The sequence below is a fragment of the Gordonia sp. NPDC003429 genome (assembly GCF_053588575.1).
The window spans coordinates 19,751-35,383 of sequence record NZ_JBSFQF010000023.1 but is presented as its reverse complement, the minus strand read 5'-3'; the positions used below and the strand labels follow the sequence as shown (position 1 = coordinate 35,383).

Below are 15,633 nucleotides of genomic sequence, written 5' to 3'. Positions count from 1 at the left end.
GTCGACCCACACCGTCACCAGCTACCGTGAGAACCCGGTCCCCGCAAACGCTGGAACCAACTAACCGAGCCTCCAGCAAACCCGGGGCGATTCAACATTTCGGTGGCCCTGTTCGACCTCGACGGCGTGCTCACCGCCACCGCGGCCGTCCATTTCACCGCGTGGACGCGCGCATTCAACCACTACCTCGAGTCGCTGCCCGACCAGGGTGACACCACCCGACCGTTCACCAAGGACGACTACATCACCTACGTCGACGGCAGGCCGCGCGCCGATGGTGTGCGCACCTTCCTCGAGTCGCGGGGGCTGCCGGCCGACGACGCCCTGGTGGAACGGATCGGAACGTCGAAGAACGACGAGTTCCTCGCCGCCGTCGGGCGCGGTGAGGCCAAGGCCTACCCCGGATCGGTGCGCTACCTCGACGCGATGGAGAAGCATGGCGTGCACATCGCGGTGGTGACCTCGTCGAAGAACGGGGCACAGGTGCTCGACGCGGCCGATCTCTCCCACTACGTGGAACACCGGATCGACGGCAACGACATCGTCGCGCGCGGCCTGTCGGGCAAACCCGCACCCGACTCCTACCTTGCGGGCGCCGAGGTGATGGGGGTGGTACCCGAGAACGCGGCCGTGTTCGAGGACGCGATCTCCGGACTGCAGGCCGGTCGTGCCGGACATTTCGGTTACGTGATCGGCGTCAATCGTGAAGGTCCCGGCCACGTCGACGCCATGCGTGACGCCGGCGCCGACATCGTGGTCGACGATCTGTCCGAACTGTTGGGAGAGTGACGATGCAGGGTTTCGAGGTCGATCCGTGGGAGTTGCGCTGGCACGGCGTCGAAGGTGACGGGTTGCCGTGCAACGAGACCCTGTTCGCGCTGTCGAACGGGTACCTCGGACTTCGCGCCAACCTGGAAGAGGGCGAACCGATCGGTGAGCCCGGAACCTACCTCAACGGTGTCTACGAACTGCGCGAGCTCCCGCACGCGGAGGTGGCGTTCGGTTACCCGGAGTCGAGCCAGACGATCATCAACGTCACCGACGGAAAGATCATCCGGCTGCTCGTCGGGGATGAACAGTTCGACATGCGCTACGGCAAGACCATCGAGCACTCCCGGGTGCTCGACATGCGGGCCGGGCTCTTGAAGCGCACCACGGTGTGGGAGTCGCCCACCGGCCGGCGGGTGACGATCCGGTCGGAGCGGTTGGTGTCGTTCACCAACAGGTCGATCGCCGCGATGCGCTACGAAGTGCAGTCCGACGACGCCGAGGACCTCCGCATCGTGCTGCAGTCGGATCTGCTCGCCAACCAGCCCATCGCGAGCAGACACAAGGAGGACCCCCGCCTGGCCGCCATCCCGGAATCGGCGCTGGTCAACGATTTCGCCGTCGCCGACGGCAACAGGGCACTGCTGGTGCACCACACCCGCAAATCCGGCCGGTACGTGGCGGCCGGCATGGACCACCTCGTGGAACTCCCCGACGGGGCCACGCGCACCATCACCTCCGACGACGACCTCGCCCGCCTGACCATCGCGGCCCCGCTGGCCCAGGGCGAAACCATCGTGCTGACCAAGTTCATCGGCTACGGCTGGTCGTCGCAGCGCTCGGTGCCCGCGCTGCGCGCCCAGGTCGACGCTGCGCTGGCGATGGCGATGACCGTCGGCTGGGATCGCCTCGTCGCCGAACAACGCGAGTATCTCGACCAGTACTGGTACGACGTCGACATCGAGATCGACGGGGATCCCGAACTGCAACAGGCCATCCGGTTCGCGCTGTTCCATGTGCTGCAGGCGGGCGCGCGGTGTGAGGGCCGGTCGATCGGCGCCAAGGCACTCACCGGATCCGGGTACGACGGCCACACCTTTTGGGACACAGAGACATTCGTGCTCCCGATGTTGACCTACACCCGCGCCCACGAGGCACGGGAGGTGCTGCGGTGGCGGCACAGCACCCTGGACAAGGCCAAGGACCGTGCCATCGAACTGGGGCAGCGCGGTGCGATGTTCCCCTGGCGCACCGTCAACGGCGACGAGTGCTCGGGATACTGGCCTGCAGGTACCGCCGCGGTACATCTCACCGGTGACATCGCGATGGCCGTCGCAAAGTATGTGTACGCCACCGGCGACGTCGAGTTCGAGAAGGACTACGGCCTCGAACTACTCGTGGAGTGTGCGCGACTCTGGTTGTCCCTCGGGCACTTCGGCGGCGATGGGCGATTCCGCATCGACGGGATCACCGGCCCCGACGAGTACACCGCAGTGGTCAACAACAACGCGTTCACCAACCTCGCCGCCAAGCAGAACCTGCTCGAGGCCGCCGCAGCATGTAAGCGTCACCCCGACCTTGCCCGCGGTCTCGGCGTGAAACCCGAGGAGATCGCGGCGTGGGAGAACCGCGCCGACCGGATGACGCTCGACTACAACGACACTCTCGGGGTGCACGAACAATCCGAGAACTTCACCGCGCTCGGCGAATGGGATTTCGAGGCCTCGCGGGGTCGCTACCCGTTGCTGCTGAACTACCCGTACTTCGAGCTCTACCGCAAGCAGGTGGTCAAGCAGGCCGACCTCGTGCTGGCCCTCTATCTGTTCGGTGACGCGTTCACACTGGAGGAGAAGCAGCGCAACTTCGACTACTACGAACAGATCACCTGCCGTGACTCGTCATTGTCGGGGTGGTCACAGGGCGTCGTCGCCGCCGAGGTGGGCTACGTCGACCTCGCGTTCGACTACATCGTGGAGACGTCGTTCATGGATCTGCGCGACCTACACGGAAACACTTCCGCCGGAATGCATCTCGCGGCCATGGCCGGAACCTGGCTGGGCATCGTCGCCGGACTCGGCGGTATGCGGGATTTCGGTGGACACATCACGTTCGCACCACGGCTGCCGACACAACTGAGCGCGATGACCTTCCGCATGGTGGTGTGCGGAAGCAAGATCGTGGTGGCCGTCGACGGCAACACCGTGACCTACACGTTGACCGGGGGCGATCCGATCGAACTGAGCCACCACGGCGAAGCGTTCACCCTCACCACGGCCGAACCGGTCAGCATGCCGATCCCGGAATTGGCCTACCGCGAACCGCCCGAACCCCCGGTGGGTTGCGAACGCTACCGACGGGGCTGACGGGGGTCAGTGCACGACAGTCAGCGGGCAGTGCGCCTCGTTGAGCACCCTGCGGGTCGTCGAACCCAGCAGCAGACCGCCGAAGCCGCCGCGACCGCGATGGCCGAGCACCATCAGATCGGCGGTGTCGGATGCCTTGACGAGCGCATCGACCGGCGAGCCGTCGATAACGTGTGACTGCACCGGCAGACCGGGAAGACGCGTACGCACCTTGCCCACCGCGTCGGCCAACGTGTTCTCGATCTGCTCGGCAACTCCCGCGAAGGCCGCGCCGGCCTCCACGAAGCCCGAGGAATCCCAAGCCGCGATCACGTCGAGTCGGGCACCGCGTGCGACGGCTTCATCGGCGGCCCAGTCCAGGGCGACCAACGAGTCCGGCGATCCGTCCACACCCACCGCCACCACGTCCGACGCGGGGCGACCGGGCGCTGCCTCGCGCACCACGGTGACCGGACACTTGGAGTGGGCGACAAGTGCGGTGGGCACCGAGCCGAGTATCGTCCCCGCCCGTCCGGTGCCGGAGGCACCGACCACCAGCATCGAGGCATGCTTCGACCTCGTGAGCAGTGCACCTCGCGGCGAATCGCCGATGATGTGGGTCCGTACCGGAGGAGCCGGATCGAATGTCGCGGCCACCGTCTGCGCCTCGTCGAGGACCTCGCGCCCGTGGATCCGCATGCCGTCGAAATAGGCGTCCGGAATGGCGTAGGTGACCAGCGGCGGAGACACCGCGTCGATCGCGTAGACGATGTCGAGGCCGGTGTGGTGGATCGTCGCGGTGTGCGTGGCCCAGCGCACCGCGGCCAGTGACGTCGAGGATCCGTCGACGCCGACGGTGATGAATTCTGCGTACCTCATACCTCCAGTCTGCGCCCGCAGACCGGAGGCGTAACGGGACTTTCGGCCCACGTCAAGGAGTTTCTCGATGTGTTAGCCGCCGCAGCGATCAGCCGTCGAGCTGTGACAGTAACTTGAACGACAGGAACGTCATCGGACCGACGTCCTTGAAGTCCTTGGCCACGTTGCCCGCGATGCCGCCCTCGAGCGCCAGTTCGCCACAGATGTCGAGCTTGAGTTGCGGTGTGCCCTCACTGAAGTCGAGGTCGCCGAAGTCGACCCACACGATGTTGGGGCGAACCGTCGACTGGTACACGTAGCGCTTGCGGGTCAGATCGAGCACCACCTGCCAGATGGTTTCGGACTCGTCGGGACTGTCCGGGTTGTCCCCGACGCGGAACGGTTGGGCGGCATTTCGGATCACGCTGAACATGCTCGCGATCGCCTGGACCTGACTGGTGGGTTTCGGCAGTCGTGACCCGTAGTAGGCGGCGCGTGCGAACCGGTGTTCGGCGAGGGTGTCGCCGGGCAGCGGCTGATCACCGCCGAGACCCTCCCACCGCTTGAGCAGTTCGATCTGCTGATCGTAGGAGGGGGAGTTCGTCATCACGTGGTACTTCCTGCTGTGATAGACGTGCACCTTCCCATTCAGGTATTCGATGATCGCCGAGTCGCCGGTGGCGTCGTCGAGGGCGAGATGAATGGTCGGCGGCTGACCGCCGGTGGGGTCGGGCATCTGGATCACCTGAACATCTGTCTCGTTGATCCAGGCGACGCACTCGTCGACGGTGGCGAAGTTGTCGAGGAAGTACTGCAGCCACATGGCCTGGCTCAGCGCCGGACGTGACGGGTCGTACTCGGCGTAGGTGGATTCGGCGAGCCACAGCACATGTCCGGCGAGTCCGACCTCGTTCATGCCGTCGACCGAGATGATGTCGAAGGCGGCCGCGATGACGCTGCCGTACTTCGACGTCCACGTGAGCGCACCCTCGATGCCGTCATCGCGGCTGATCCCACGGGGGAACGCCCACAGATTGGTGGCCAGATCCCTACGGAAGTCCATATTCCGTCCGACGATGACCGATCCGTCGGCATCGGGCCACATGACGCGTGTACACATGTCGTCCTCCTCGGACACTCTGTTGATGAGTATGACAGTGCCCCAGACGGATACGCGGATGGTGCCGATGCCGAAGTTGGTCGCAAATCCACACTCACTTGGCACGCTTTGAAGCCGGTTGAGCCGCGCGCATTAGAATTGTCGACGATGAGTGTGGCCGAATCCTCCCGGACGTGGACACCGCCCGAGCGAGTGGACCTGCGGGCCACGCTCGGTGTGCACCGACGGGGCAGCGGCGATCCCGCGTTTCGGTACGCCGCCGACGGATCGGTGTGGCGTGCGGTGCACACCCCCGACGGCCCGGGCACCCTCGCCATCGGGATGCGCGACGGGTCGGTGCGGGCGCGGGCCTGGGGTCCGGGTGCCGACTGGCTGCTCCATCACGTGCCCGACATGCTCGGCGTCAACGACGACCCCCGCGCCCTCACGGTCCGTGACGATGCCGTCGCGCGACTGGTGGCACTGTCGGCCGGTCTGCGGATCGGTAGCACCGGTCGTGTGTGGGAGGCCCTCGCGCCGGCCATCCTCGAGCAGAAGGTGGTGGGTACCGAGGCGTGGCGTGCGTGGCGGCACATCCTGCGCGTCTTCGGCGAACCCGCACCCGGTCCGGTGCCGGCCGACATGCGGGTGCCCCCGCCGCAGCGGGTCTGGGCGCAGATTCCGTCGTGGGAGTGGCATCGCAGTGGCGCCGAGCCGGTGCGCGCCCGGACGATCCGGGGCGCCACCACACTCGACGTCGAGCGTCACGTCGACCGACTCGACGTGTTGCGCGGTGTCGGGGCGTGGACCGTCGCCGAAACACGGACGCGGGCCGTCGGCGACGCCGATGCGGTACCGGTGGGCGACTATCACATCCCGGCGCTGGTGGGTCACACCCTGATCGGCCGTGCCGTCGACGACGACGGCATGCTGGAGCTACTCGAACCCTATGCGGGACAACGCTATCGGATCATCCGCATGGCCGAACTGCACGGCACCTGGGCGCCGCGGCGGGGGCACCGCATGTCGGTGCGGGACTATCGCGCGATCTGATCCGCCTCCCGCGGGTCTTCTCCGTTCGCGCGGGCCGTCGACCACCCGCGCGAACCGATACGACCCGCGCGAACCCGACACGACGCGGGCGAACCACCGCACCCGTCTGCGCACCCGCGATCAGGAAGCCACTTAACGTCGCGGCGATCCCAAGTGCCGTGCAGCCCGCTGACCTGCGCACTCTCACCCGAGAGTGACCGCGTGTCGGCGGTGGCGGCTGGAATCGGGCATCGGCTGCGGCCCACAATTCTCTCCGGAGCCCGAGGACGTATCGGGACGTCGAAGGGAGAGCGTGTTGTTCGCGAAGCGTTTCAGTGCCGTCGCGGCAGGTGTGGCCGCCATTTTGGCAGTCTCGTTGAGTGCCTGCTCGTCGGACGAATCAAGCTCGGGCGCAAGCTCATCCGGAAACGACAGGATCACCCTGACCGTCGGCGACCAGGTGAAGCAGACCGAGTCGCTGCTGGAGGCCTCCGGTGAGCTCAAGGATCTCCCGTACGACATCACGTGGGCGTCGTTCGAATCGGGGCCGCCACTGCTGGAGGCCGCGTCCGCCGGCAAGGTCGACATCGGCGGCACCGGTGACGTGCCGCCCGTCTTCGCCCAGGCGAGCGGCGCGAAGCTGAAGATCGTTGCCGTGCAGGCGCGTTCGAAGCCCGGTGACTTCCTGCTCGTGCCTCCGGGATCGTCGGTGCGCTCTATCGCCGACCTCAAGGGCAAGAAGGTGGCCTTCACCAAGGGGTCGAGTTCCAACGGACTGGTGCTCGCACTTCTGGATCAGGCCGGTCTCAAACCCGCCGACATCGAGCAGACGTTCCTCACGCCCACCGAAGGGTTGTCGGCGTTCACCAACGGTCAGGTGGATGCCTGGGCGGTGTGGAACCCGTTTGCGCAGGTGGCCATCTCCCAGCACGGTGCCACGGTGGTGTCCGACGGTGCGGGCCTGGTGACCCAGCAGGCCTACTACCTGGCGTCGGATGCGTCCATCGCCGATCAGCCGAAGCGCAAGGCCATCAACGACCTCATCGCCCGGCTCTCCCGCGCCAACCAGTGGGCGGTGACCCACGAGAATGAGTGGATTCCGACCTACAGCAAGCTGACCAAGCTTCCCGAACCGATCGCCCGCGCCACCTTCGCGACGTCGTCGGGCGGGATCGTGCCGATCGGACCCGAGCAGATCGCCAAACAGCAGCGGCTCATCGACCTGTTCGCCGACGCCAAGGTGATCCCCACCCATCCCACGGCCGCCGACTACTTCGACCAACAATTCAACGGCGCACTCGCCGGGACGGGGGCGACGGGATGACCGACCTTCTGATCGCGGGTGCACCGCGGACACGCGCCACGGCCACCGCATCGGTGCCCGTCAGGGCACCCCGCACACGCACGCGAGTACCGCTGACGCCCCTGCTGCGCCTGATCTCGCCGATAGCCCTGCTGGTGGCATGGCAGGTGCTCTCGGACCGGGGCGTGATCCCCGAGAGCAAGCTCTCCCCACCCACCCAGGTGTGGGCCGCCGCGAAAGAACTGTGGGCCGACGGAGAACTGCAGGATGCACTCGCGGTATCCCTCCAGCGCGTCGGAATCGGTCTGGCGCTGGGTGTTTCGGTGGCCGTGGTGCTCGGCCTGCTGGTCGGTTTCTTCCGCGTCGCCGACCTGGCCATCGACCCGCCTCTGCAGATGCTGCGAACCATCCCATTCCTCGGTCTCATCCCGCTGTTCGTCGTGTGGTTCGGCATCGGCGAGGAACCCAAGGTGTACATGGTGGCCCTCGGCGTGCTGTTCCCGCTCTACCTGAACCTGGTCTCGGGTATCGGGGGCGTCGACCCCAAGCTCATCGAGGCGGGCCGATCGGTGGGGTTGGGAAGGCTGGGACTGGCGCGTGCGGTGATCCTGCCCGGGGCGATGCCCAGCGCGCTGACCGGATTCCGGCTCTCGCTCGGCGTCGCCTGGCTGTCGCTGATCGTCGCCGAACAGATCAACGCCGACGCCGGGCTGGGCTATCTCGTGATGAACGCACGCACCTACCTGCGCAACGACATCATCGTTCTCGGACTGGTGATTTACGCGTTCCTTGGGCTGCTCAGTGACTCGATCGTGCGGGCACTCGAAGCGTGGCTGCTGCGTTGGCGGGTGGCCCGGTGACCGCCCCCGATGCCGATGTGGCCGATACCGATGTGGCCGACACCGATGTGGCCGACACCGACGTGGTGGTCCGTGCCGAGCAGATCACGCGATCGTTCGGCGACGTCGAGGTCCTGCACGGCATCGACCTCACGTTGCGCCGCGGGGAGATCGTCGCTCTGGTGGGCCGGTCCGGATCGGGCAAGTCGACGCTGCTGCGGATCGTCGCAGGGCTCGACGCCGACCACGGTGGGCGGTTGGAAGTCGACGGGTCACGTGCGGTGGCCTTCCAGGAACCGCGGCTGCTGCCGTGGCGATCGGTGCGAAAGAACGTGTCGCTCAACCTCTCCGGCGACAATCCCGCACAGCGGGCGGTCGAGGCACTCGGTGAGGTGGGGCTCTCGCATCGCGTGGACGCGTGGCCGTTGACCTTGTCGGGCGGCGAAGCGCAGCGGGCATCGCTGGCGCGTGCACTCGTGCGGCAGCCAGAACTGCTGCTGCTCGACGAACCGTTCGGCGCACTCGACGCGCTCACCCGGATCGAGGCCCACACCCTGCTGGTCCGGCTCTGGCAGCGTCACGGATTCGCCGTGCTGCTGGTGACCCACGACGTGGAGGAGGCCGTGCTCCTCGCCGACCGCGTGCTCGTCCTCTCCGACGGCGAGATCGCGCACAGCGTCGCCGTCGACGTCGAGCGGCCGCGCCACCGCGACGACCTGCGCCTGGTGGAGCTGCGCGAACGCGTCCTGGCGCACCTCGGCGTGGGGAGGGGCGCGCCCATCGACGTCGACGTTGCCGAGGAGTACGCCCGATGACCGCCCACTTCCACTGGTTTCTGCCGACCTCCGGCGACGGCCGCGAGGTGATCGGTGCGCTGCAGTCCTCGGGTGTGCTGGGTACAGCGTCGGCGCACCGCGCCCCCGACCTCGACTATCTGACCCTGGTTGCCAAGACCGCCGAACACCTGGGCTTCGAGTCGGTGCTCACGCCGACCGGCACGTGGTGCCACGACGCGTGGGTGACCACCGCCGCGCTCATCCGGGAGACCAGCCGGCTGAAGTTTCTCGTCGCCTTCCGGCCCGGACTGATCACCCCGACGCTCGCCGCGCAGCAGGCCGCGACCTTCGCCGACCTGTCCGGCGGCCGGCTGGCGTTGAACATCGTGACCGGCGGCGACCGCGAAGAGCAGGAGCGCTACGGCGACCGGCTCACCAAGGAGCAGCGCTACGCGCGCACCGGCGAGTTCCTGCAGATCGTGCGCGGCGCATGGTCGGGGACGCCGTACGACTTCGCCGGCGAGTACCTCGACGTCACCGGCGCCACCGTGGGACGACCGCCGCGCCCGGCGCCGCCGGTGTTCTTCGGCGGCGCGAGCGAGGCGGCGCGCGAGGTGGCCGCCGCCCACGTCGACACCTACCTCACCTGGACCGAGCCGCCGGACAAGGTGGGCGCACTGATCGACGACGTGCGCGCCCGTGCCGCCCGGTACGGCCGCGAACTGTCCTTCGGTATCCGCGCCCACGTGATCACCCGCGACACCCGAGAGGAGGCGTGGGCCGAGGCGCGCAAGCTGGTGAGCAGGATGGATCCGGCGCTGATCACCTTGGCGCGAGAACGGTTGTTGCAGAGCGAATCCGAGGGACAGCGCCGTCAACTCGCGCTCAACGCCGACCTGGCGAATCTCGAGGTGTATCCCGGGCTGTGGGCGGGCTACGGCCTGGTGCGGCCCGGTGCGGGCACCGCCCTGGTCGGTAGCCACGCCGAGGTGGCCGACCTGATCGGGCAGTACCAAGCCCTGGGTGTCGACCATTTCGTCTTGTCGGGGCAGCCGCACATCGAGGAGGCCTACTGGTTCGCCGAGGGCGTGGCCCCGCTGGTGCGTGCCGCCTCCGCCGCCGCGGCGCGCGCGGTGGCGCACTCCTGAGCGGAGTTCAGACGCGGCTGTCGGGTTGCACCCGCAGCGCCTGCAGCGTGGTGGCGAGCATGTCGTACTGGGTGGCGAGCAGGATGAACGCGATCACCCGCCGATCGTCGAGGTGACGGCGCAGCGCCGCCCACGACACGTCGCTGATGTCGCGGTCGACGACGAGTTCGTCCACCGCGCGCAGCATCGCGCGTTCCCGGTCACCCCACCCCGCGTCGGGGCCCTCGAGGATGCGGGCGAGTTCCGCGTCGTCGATTCCGGCCTGCTTGCCGAGCCTGCGGTGGTGATCGAGTTCGTAGGTGCTCTCGCGCAGGTGCGCCACGCGGATGATCACCATCTCCGATTCGCGCCGCGACAGGGAGCCGAACGGCATGAGACGGGAGGCGAAATAGAGCCATCCGCGGAACAGACCGCGGGTCCGTCCCAGCGTCGAGAAGATATGTGCGTCATGAACCCCGATGGTTCGGGCCGCGATGCGCGCGAACGCCCAGTTGATCGGACCGAGCTCGGAGAATCCCCCCGGAGCAACACGTGGAGTACCCATGCGGTCACCGTAGACGGCCTCGTTAGACTTTGAGCACCATGACTCACATCACATCGCGCACCTTCACCTCCGTCGATGAGCTCAGGGCGGCGATCGGCGAGAATCTCGGCCACGGCGACTGGCTGGAGATCACCCAGGAACGCATCGATGCCTTCGCCGAGGCCACCGGCGATCACCAGTGGATTCACGTCGACGCCGAGCGCGCGAAGGCGGGTCCGTTCGGTACCACCATCGCCCACGGTTACCTCACGTTGTCGCTGCTGCCGTTGCTGGCCGGCGACATCTTCACCGTCACCGGTCCGAAATTGACCATCAACTACGGGCTCAACAAGGTGCGGTTCCCCAGTCCGGTGCCCGTCGGCGCCCGGGTGCGCGCGGACGCCGAGATCGTGTCCGTCGAGGAGGGCGCCGCAGGTGTCACGGTGGTGGTGCGCTCGACCGTGGAGATCGACGGATCGGCCAAACCCGCGTGCGTCGCCGAAACGGTGCGCGTCATCGTGTTCTGACGCCGGGACATCCGTTCACCGCCGGCACGCCGCGCAGGCGCGCGTCGAGCCAGCTCATCGCGTCAGGAAAGCCGAGCAGCGCCGCGGTGAGGTGCTCGCCGAAGACCTCGCGGTAGGTGGCGTTGGCGCCGAGCGCGCACTGTTCGTGAAAGAGGTCGCGTGCCCCGGCCGCCGGTATCCACCACTCCTGGGTGCCGTTGTAGATGTAGAGCGGTACGGCCGAACGCATCCCGGACATCTTGGTCACGCGGTAGATCTCCTCGGCTACCGGCGAGTGAAACGGGTCGGCGACGGTGGCGAACACCTGCATCGGAAGGAATGTGGCGCCGGCGATCGCGATCGGGATGGTGCACACGTTCTTCAGCGGCGATGTCGCAATCCACTGCGCGGGGTTGTTGGCCATGGTGAGTATCTCGGTGCGTTCGCGGGCGATGCCGAACGTGGCGGCGTGGAACAGTCCGGTGGCCAGATTGGCGTTCATGCTGCCGACGAGCATCCGAAAGTCGGCGGGCACGCCACCGAAAGCCGCCCCGACGACACGCCCGCGCAACTCCGGCGCATAGTCGGCCAGTAGCTTCACCGCACCCCTGGTGGCGATGGCCCCGCCGGAATAGCCGGTCATCGCGACCCGACTCCGTCCGATGCTCGCCGGTGCCGCGGCGCTCGCCGCGCGGATCGCGTCGAGAACGATATGGCCGGCCACCACCGGTTCGGCGTAGGCCATGCGCGGTCCCTGGTGGTCCGGTATCAGCACGGCGTAGCCGTGTGAGAGGGCCAGCGCAGTGGTGGGCGGGATCAGGTCGGTGACCCCGGTGGCGATCGAAAAGCCATGCGAGAGTGTGTATCCCGGATTGCATGCGGTGCCCAGTGAGTCGATCGGCAGATTGTTCACCAGGATCGGGCGATCACCTGTCACCGGAGACGCCGCGCGCGGGATCACCAGGGTGGCGGTGCCGTAGGTCGGCGCCCCGACGGCGTCGGTGCTGCGGAACTTGATGAGCCGCGCCGACGCGATCGGCACGGTGACCACCGGTGCCGCGGCGGCGGTGACGTCACGCACGGCGATGACCTGCCCGGGTCGCATCGCCGCGAGGTCCGACGGCCAGCGGTCGAACATCGGGTCGCCGGTGGGGGTGGGCAGCACCGCCTCCCGCAGCTCTTGGGTGCGGTGATCAAAGCCGGGTGCCACCGCGCGCGGCGGGATGGTCTGCAGATGCGGAAAGGGCGGCGGACCGATCGCGCCGTCGATGGCCCGGGGCAGTTGCGGCGGCGCGGGCATCATGTTGGGCGGGTCGGCGGCGGCAGTTGCCACCGGCCACACCAGCAGGCACGCCGCAACGACCATGCCGCCGCGACGCACCGCACGCCACCAGCCGAACCCGACCCTGCACACCATGGCGTCTCCCTGTGCCGAGGGAAGCGCCCCCGACCGGCGCTTCCCCTCAGGTTCGGAGGCTAGAAGACCAAGTGGGACGATCGACTCACTCGGGAGTCTCGATACGCATCGGTGACCTGCGCGATGTGGGATCGTTATCTCAGCGTTGGGGGGCGGGGCAGCCGTTGACCGCGGGTATGCCGTTGAGCCGATCGGCGAGCCAGTTCATCGCATCCGGGAACCCCACGAACACGGTGGTCATGTGCTCGCCGGGATACTCGCGGAACGTCGCATTGGCGCCGAGTCGGCATTGCTCGGCGAACAGGGCGTGCGCCTGTGACGCGGGAATCCACCACTCCTGCGCACCGTGGTAGAAGTACAGCGGCATCGGCGCCTTGAGCCCGGCCATGTCGGTGATCTGGAAGATCTCGTCGGCGACGGGCGAGTGATAGGGGTCGGGATCCTTCGAGAGTGCTTGCGTACCAATAAAACTCAATCCCAGATCGCCCATGGTGCCGCTGCACAGGTTCTTGATCGTGTTGTTGGTGGCCAGCCAGAGCGCGAGATTGTTGGCCATCGGCAGCAACTCGGGCCGTTCACGGGCGATACCGAGAATGGCCGCATGGAAGACGCCGGTCGCGAGATTGGCATTCATCGCACCGGCCAGAACCCGGTAGTCGGCGGGCACACCGCCGATGGCGGCGCCGGCGAACCGCGGCACCAGCTCCGGTGCGTAGCTGCTGACCAGTTTCGCGGTGGCATTGGTGGCGATCGCACCCCCGGAATACCCGAGCATCCCGATGCGCCCGCGACCGAAATTGGCCGGATCGTAGGTGTCGGCGGCGCGTACCGCGTCGAGCACCACATGCGCCGCGACGAAGGGTTCGGCATACGCCATCCGGGGTCCGGTGTGGTCGGGGACGATCACCGCGAAACCCCGACGCAACGCCTCCTGGGTGGTGGGCGGCTTCAGGTCGGTGCTGTTCGTGTCGTTGCTCTTGCCGTGGGCCAGTGTGTAACCGGTGGTGCAGCGGGTGCCGAGCGCGACGATCGGCGGATTGTTGATCAGCACCGGCCGGGCGCCCGGGCCCCGCCACGGGGTGGGTGGCACCAGCAACGTCGCGGTGCCGAAGATCGGCAGGCCCTTCGCGTCGCGGGTCGCGAACTTCAGCTGTCGGATGTAGGCGACGCGTACCTCGAGCAGCGGCGCGGCCACGGGCGCCACGCTGCGGCTCATCAGGATCTCACCCGGCCGGTGTGCGGCGAGGTCCGCCGGCCAGGTGTCGAAGAACTCGTCCCCGGTCGTCGACGGCATGACGGCCTCGCGCAGTTCCTGCAGCGCGTGGTCGGCGCCCGGGGTCACCGACCTCGGCGGGATGGTGGTGAGCGCGGGTATCGACGGCGGCGGAACCATCCGGTCAATCGTGTTGGGCACGCGTGAGGGTACGGCGGCCAGGTTGGGTGGCTCCGCAGATGCCCCACCGCTCCCGGCGAGGGTGACTACCGCGGCAACGGTGATCGTCGCGGCTCGGCGCGACGACACACGAAGGGACACGCCTGAAACTCCTGTCGCCGGTTGGGTCAGATCGCCATGTATTGGGTCAGATCGCCCTGTATTGGTCAGATCGCCATGTATGGGGACACAGTGCTCCGGTGTTCGTCGACGCGCAACGCGGCACCGAGTGCGGGGAACGCGCGTTGCGGACAGTGCTGGCGTTCGCACACCCGGCATCCGGCACCGATCGGGGTGATGCGCGCTTGCGGACCGATCTCGAGGCCGTCGGAGTAGATCAGCCGCGCCGCGTGGCGCAACTCGCAGCCGAGGCCGATCGCGAAGGTCTTACCCGGTTGCCCGAACCGCACCGCCCGGCGCTCGACGGTGCGCGCCACCCAGAAGTAGTCGCGGCCGTCGGGCATCTCGGCGATCTGGGTGAGAATCTTGCCCGGGGAGGCGAAGGTCTCGTACACATTCCACAGCGGGCACGTGCCGCCGCTGGAGGAGAAGTGAAAACCCGTGGCGGACTGACGTTTCGACATGTTTCCGGCGCGATCCACCCGGACAAAGGAGAAGGGGATGCCGCGCAGGTTCGGTCGCTGCAAGGTGGAGAGTCGATGGCAGATGGTCTCGTAGGAGACCGAGTAGAACGCCGAGAGCCGCTCGATGTCGTAGCGGAAATCCTCTGCAGCGCCATGGAATTGGGTATACGGCAGCAGGACCGCCGCGGCGAAGTAGTTGGCCAGGCCGTACTTCGCGAGCGAGCCGGCCTCGGCGCTGGTGAAGTTTCCTTCCTGTGCCAGTTCGTCGAGCAGGTCGGCGTATTCGAGGAAGGCCAGTTCGGCGGCCAGCTTGAATGCCCGCTGCCCGGCCGAGAGCGCCGCGGACACCTCCAGTCGACGCGCCTGCGGATCGAAGCGGTGCAGCAGATGATCCCCGAGATCGACGCGCGGTGCGATGGTGACGCCGTGTGTCTTCTCCAGACGCTCGGAGATCCCGCGCCGGACGTCCTGGGAATGCATCCGCATCCGCGTGGTGAGTTCCTCGGCGGCCATGTCGAGAGCGTGAATGTAGTTGCGGCGCTGATAGAAGTAGTCGCGGACCTCTTCGTGGGGGGCCGTGATGGACCCGCGCATCGCGCGGTCACTGCGGTCGTCGGTGGCGGCGGCGAGCTGGTCGATGGCGATGCGGTAGCGACGGTGCAGGTTGACCATCGCCTGCGCCATCGTGGGATGCGCGGTGACCATCGCGGTGATCTCGTGGGCGTCGGTGGCCGAGACGGGTGCCTCCACGTCGTCGTCGAGGAGCACCTCACGCAGTTCGGCCACCAGGCGCACGTCATCCTGCGAGTCGAAGAAGCCCGCGTCGACCCCGAACGCCTCGGTGATGCGGGTGAGCACCGAACTGGTCAGCGGCCGCGTGTCGTGTTCGATCTGATTCAGATACGACGGCGAGATGTCGAGGGTCTGGGCGAGCGCCACCTGGGACAGGCCACGCTCGTTGCGGAGCTGGCGCAGTCGCGAACCCACATACGCGCGGGTCATGTTT

General features: G+C 67.5%; 14 protein-coding genes. 8 read left to right on the top strand and 6 right to left on the bottom strand.

Annotated elements, in window-relative coordinates; translation table 11 throughout:
- Positions 1 to 96 precede the first annotated feature (96 nt).
- Together ACWDSI_RS19125 and ACWDSI_RS19120 are read left to right on the top strand one after the other, a co-directional pair.
- Entirely contained in the window at positions 97 to 789 is a 693-nt protein-coding gene (locus ACWDSI_RS19125; protein ID WP_449757485.1) for an HAD family hydrolase, read from the top strand.
- A gap of 2 nt (positions 790 to 791) precedes the next feature.
- Positions 792 to 3,131 carry a glycoside hydrolase family 65 protein gene (locus ACWDSI_RS19120; protein WP_449757484.1) on the top strand — a complete coding sequence of 780 codons (2,340 nt, stop codon included), beginning with the start codon at positions 792 to 794 and terminating at the stop codon, positions 3,129 to 3,131.
- A 6-nt stretch (positions 3,132 to 3,137) separates the two neighbouring features.
- Here ACWDSI_RS19120 and ACWDSI_RS19115 read toward each other — a convergent pair whose 3' ends face one another.
- Together ACWDSI_RS19115 and ACWDSI_RS19110 are read right to left on the bottom strand one after the other, a co-directional pair.
- A complete protein-coding gene (locus ACWDSI_RS19115) occupies positions 3,138 to 3,989 on the bottom strand; it encodes a universal stress protein (RefSeq protein ID WP_449757480.1) in 852 nt (283 codons plus the stop codon).
- Positions 3,990 to 4,077: 88 nt separating this feature from the next.
- Complete coding sequence (locus tag ACWDSI_RS19110; protein WP_449757479.1) at positions 4,078 to 5,088, bottom strand: linear amide C-N hydrolase; 1,011 nt, start codon at positions 5,086 to 5,088, stop codon at positions 4,078 to 4,080.
- A 147-nt stretch (positions 5,089 to 5,235) separates the two neighbouring features.
- On the opposite strand from ACWDSI_RS19110, the gene ACWDSI_RS19105 reads away from it, so the two are divergent.
- The 5 genes from ACWDSI_RS19105 to ACWDSI_RS19085 all read left to right on the top strand — a co-directional run bounded on the left by ACWDSI_RS19105 (position 5,236) and on the right by ACWDSI_RS19085 (position 10,165).
- Positions 5,236 to 6,120: a DNA-3-methyladenine glycosylase family protein gene (locus ACWDSI_RS19105; protein WP_449757478.1), complete on the top strand. Its 885-nt coding sequence runs from the start codon at positions 5,236 to 5,238 to the stop codon at positions 6,118 to 6,120.
- Between the two features lie 292 nt (positions 6,121 to 6,412).
- On the top strand, positions 6,413 to 7,423 hold the full coding sequence (locus ACWDSI_RS19100) for an ABC transporter substrate-binding protein (RefSeq protein ID WP_449757477.1): 1,011 nt from the start codon (positions 6,413 to 6,415) through the stop codon (positions 7,421 to 7,423).
- Positions 7,420 to 8,262: an ABC transporter permease gene (locus tag ACWDSI_RS19095; protein WP_449748081.1), complete on the top strand. Its 843-nt coding sequence runs from the start codon at positions 7,420 to 7,422 to the stop codon at positions 8,260 to 8,262. Before ACWDSI_RS19100 ends, ACWDSI_RS19095 begins: the two co-directional genes overlap by 4 nt.
- Positions 8,263 to 8,279: 17 nt before the next feature.
- A complete protein-coding gene (locus ACWDSI_RS19090) occupies positions 8,280 to 9,056 on the top strand; it encodes an ABC transporter ATP-binding protein (RefSeq protein WP_449757483.1) in 777 nt (258 codons plus the stop codon).
- The gene (locus ACWDSI_RS19085; protein ID WP_449757476.1) at positions 9,053 to 10,165 is read left to right on the top strand and encodes an LLM class flavin-dependent oxidoreductase; all 1,113 of its coding nucleotides are present in this window, start codon (positions 9,053 to 9,055) and stop codon (positions 10,163 to 10,165) included. The genes ACWDSI_RS19090 and ACWDSI_RS19085 overlap by 4 nt, the downstream gene beginning before the upstream one ends.
- Positions 10,166 to 10,172: 7 nt before the next feature.
- Here ACWDSI_RS19085 and ACWDSI_RS19080 read toward each other — a convergent pair whose 3' ends face one another.
- Complete coding sequence (locus ACWDSI_RS19080; RefSeq protein WP_449757475.1) at positions 10,173 to 10,709, bottom strand: carboxymuconolactone decarboxylase family protein; 537 nt, start codon at positions 10,707 to 10,709, stop codon at positions 10,173 to 10,175.
- A 38-nt stretch (positions 10,710 to 10,747) separates the two neighbouring features.
- Here ACWDSI_RS19080 and ACWDSI_RS19075 point away from each other — a divergent pair, with 38 nt between their 5' ends.
- A complete protein-coding gene (locus ACWDSI_RS19075) occupies positions 10,748 to 11,215 on the top strand; it encodes a MaoC family dehydratase (RefSeq protein ID WP_449757474.1) in 468 nt (155 codons plus the stop codon).
- Here ACWDSI_RS19075 and ACWDSI_RS19070 read toward each other — a convergent pair.
- The 3 genes from ACWDSI_RS19070 to ramB form a co-directional block, all read right to left on the bottom strand.
- On the bottom strand, positions 11,202 to 12,560 hold the full coding sequence (locus tag ACWDSI_RS19070) for a lipase family protein (RefSeq protein ID WP_449757482.1): 1,359 nt from the start codon (positions 12,558 to 12,560) through the stop codon (positions 11,202 to 11,204). The two genes, ACWDSI_RS19075 and ACWDSI_RS19070, sit on opposite strands and share 14 nt — an antisense overlap.
- Positions 12,561 to 12,750: 190 nt before the next feature.
- Positions 12,751 to 14,025, bottom strand: a complete 1,275-nt coding sequence (locus ACWDSI_RS19065; RefSeq protein ID WP_449757473.1) for a lipase family protein — start codon at positions 14,023 to 14,025, stop codon at positions 12,751 to 12,753.
- 185 nt (positions 14,026 to 14,210) lie between these two features.
- Positions 14,211 to 15,629 carry an acetate metabolism transcriptional regulator RamB gene (gene ramB / locus ACWDSI_RS19060; RefSeq protein WP_449757472.1) on the bottom strand — a complete coding sequence of 473 codons (1,419 nt, stop codon included), beginning with the start codon at positions 15,627 to 15,629 and terminating at the stop codon, positions 14,211 to 14,213.
- Positions 15,630 to 15,633: the final 4 nt, after the last annotated feature.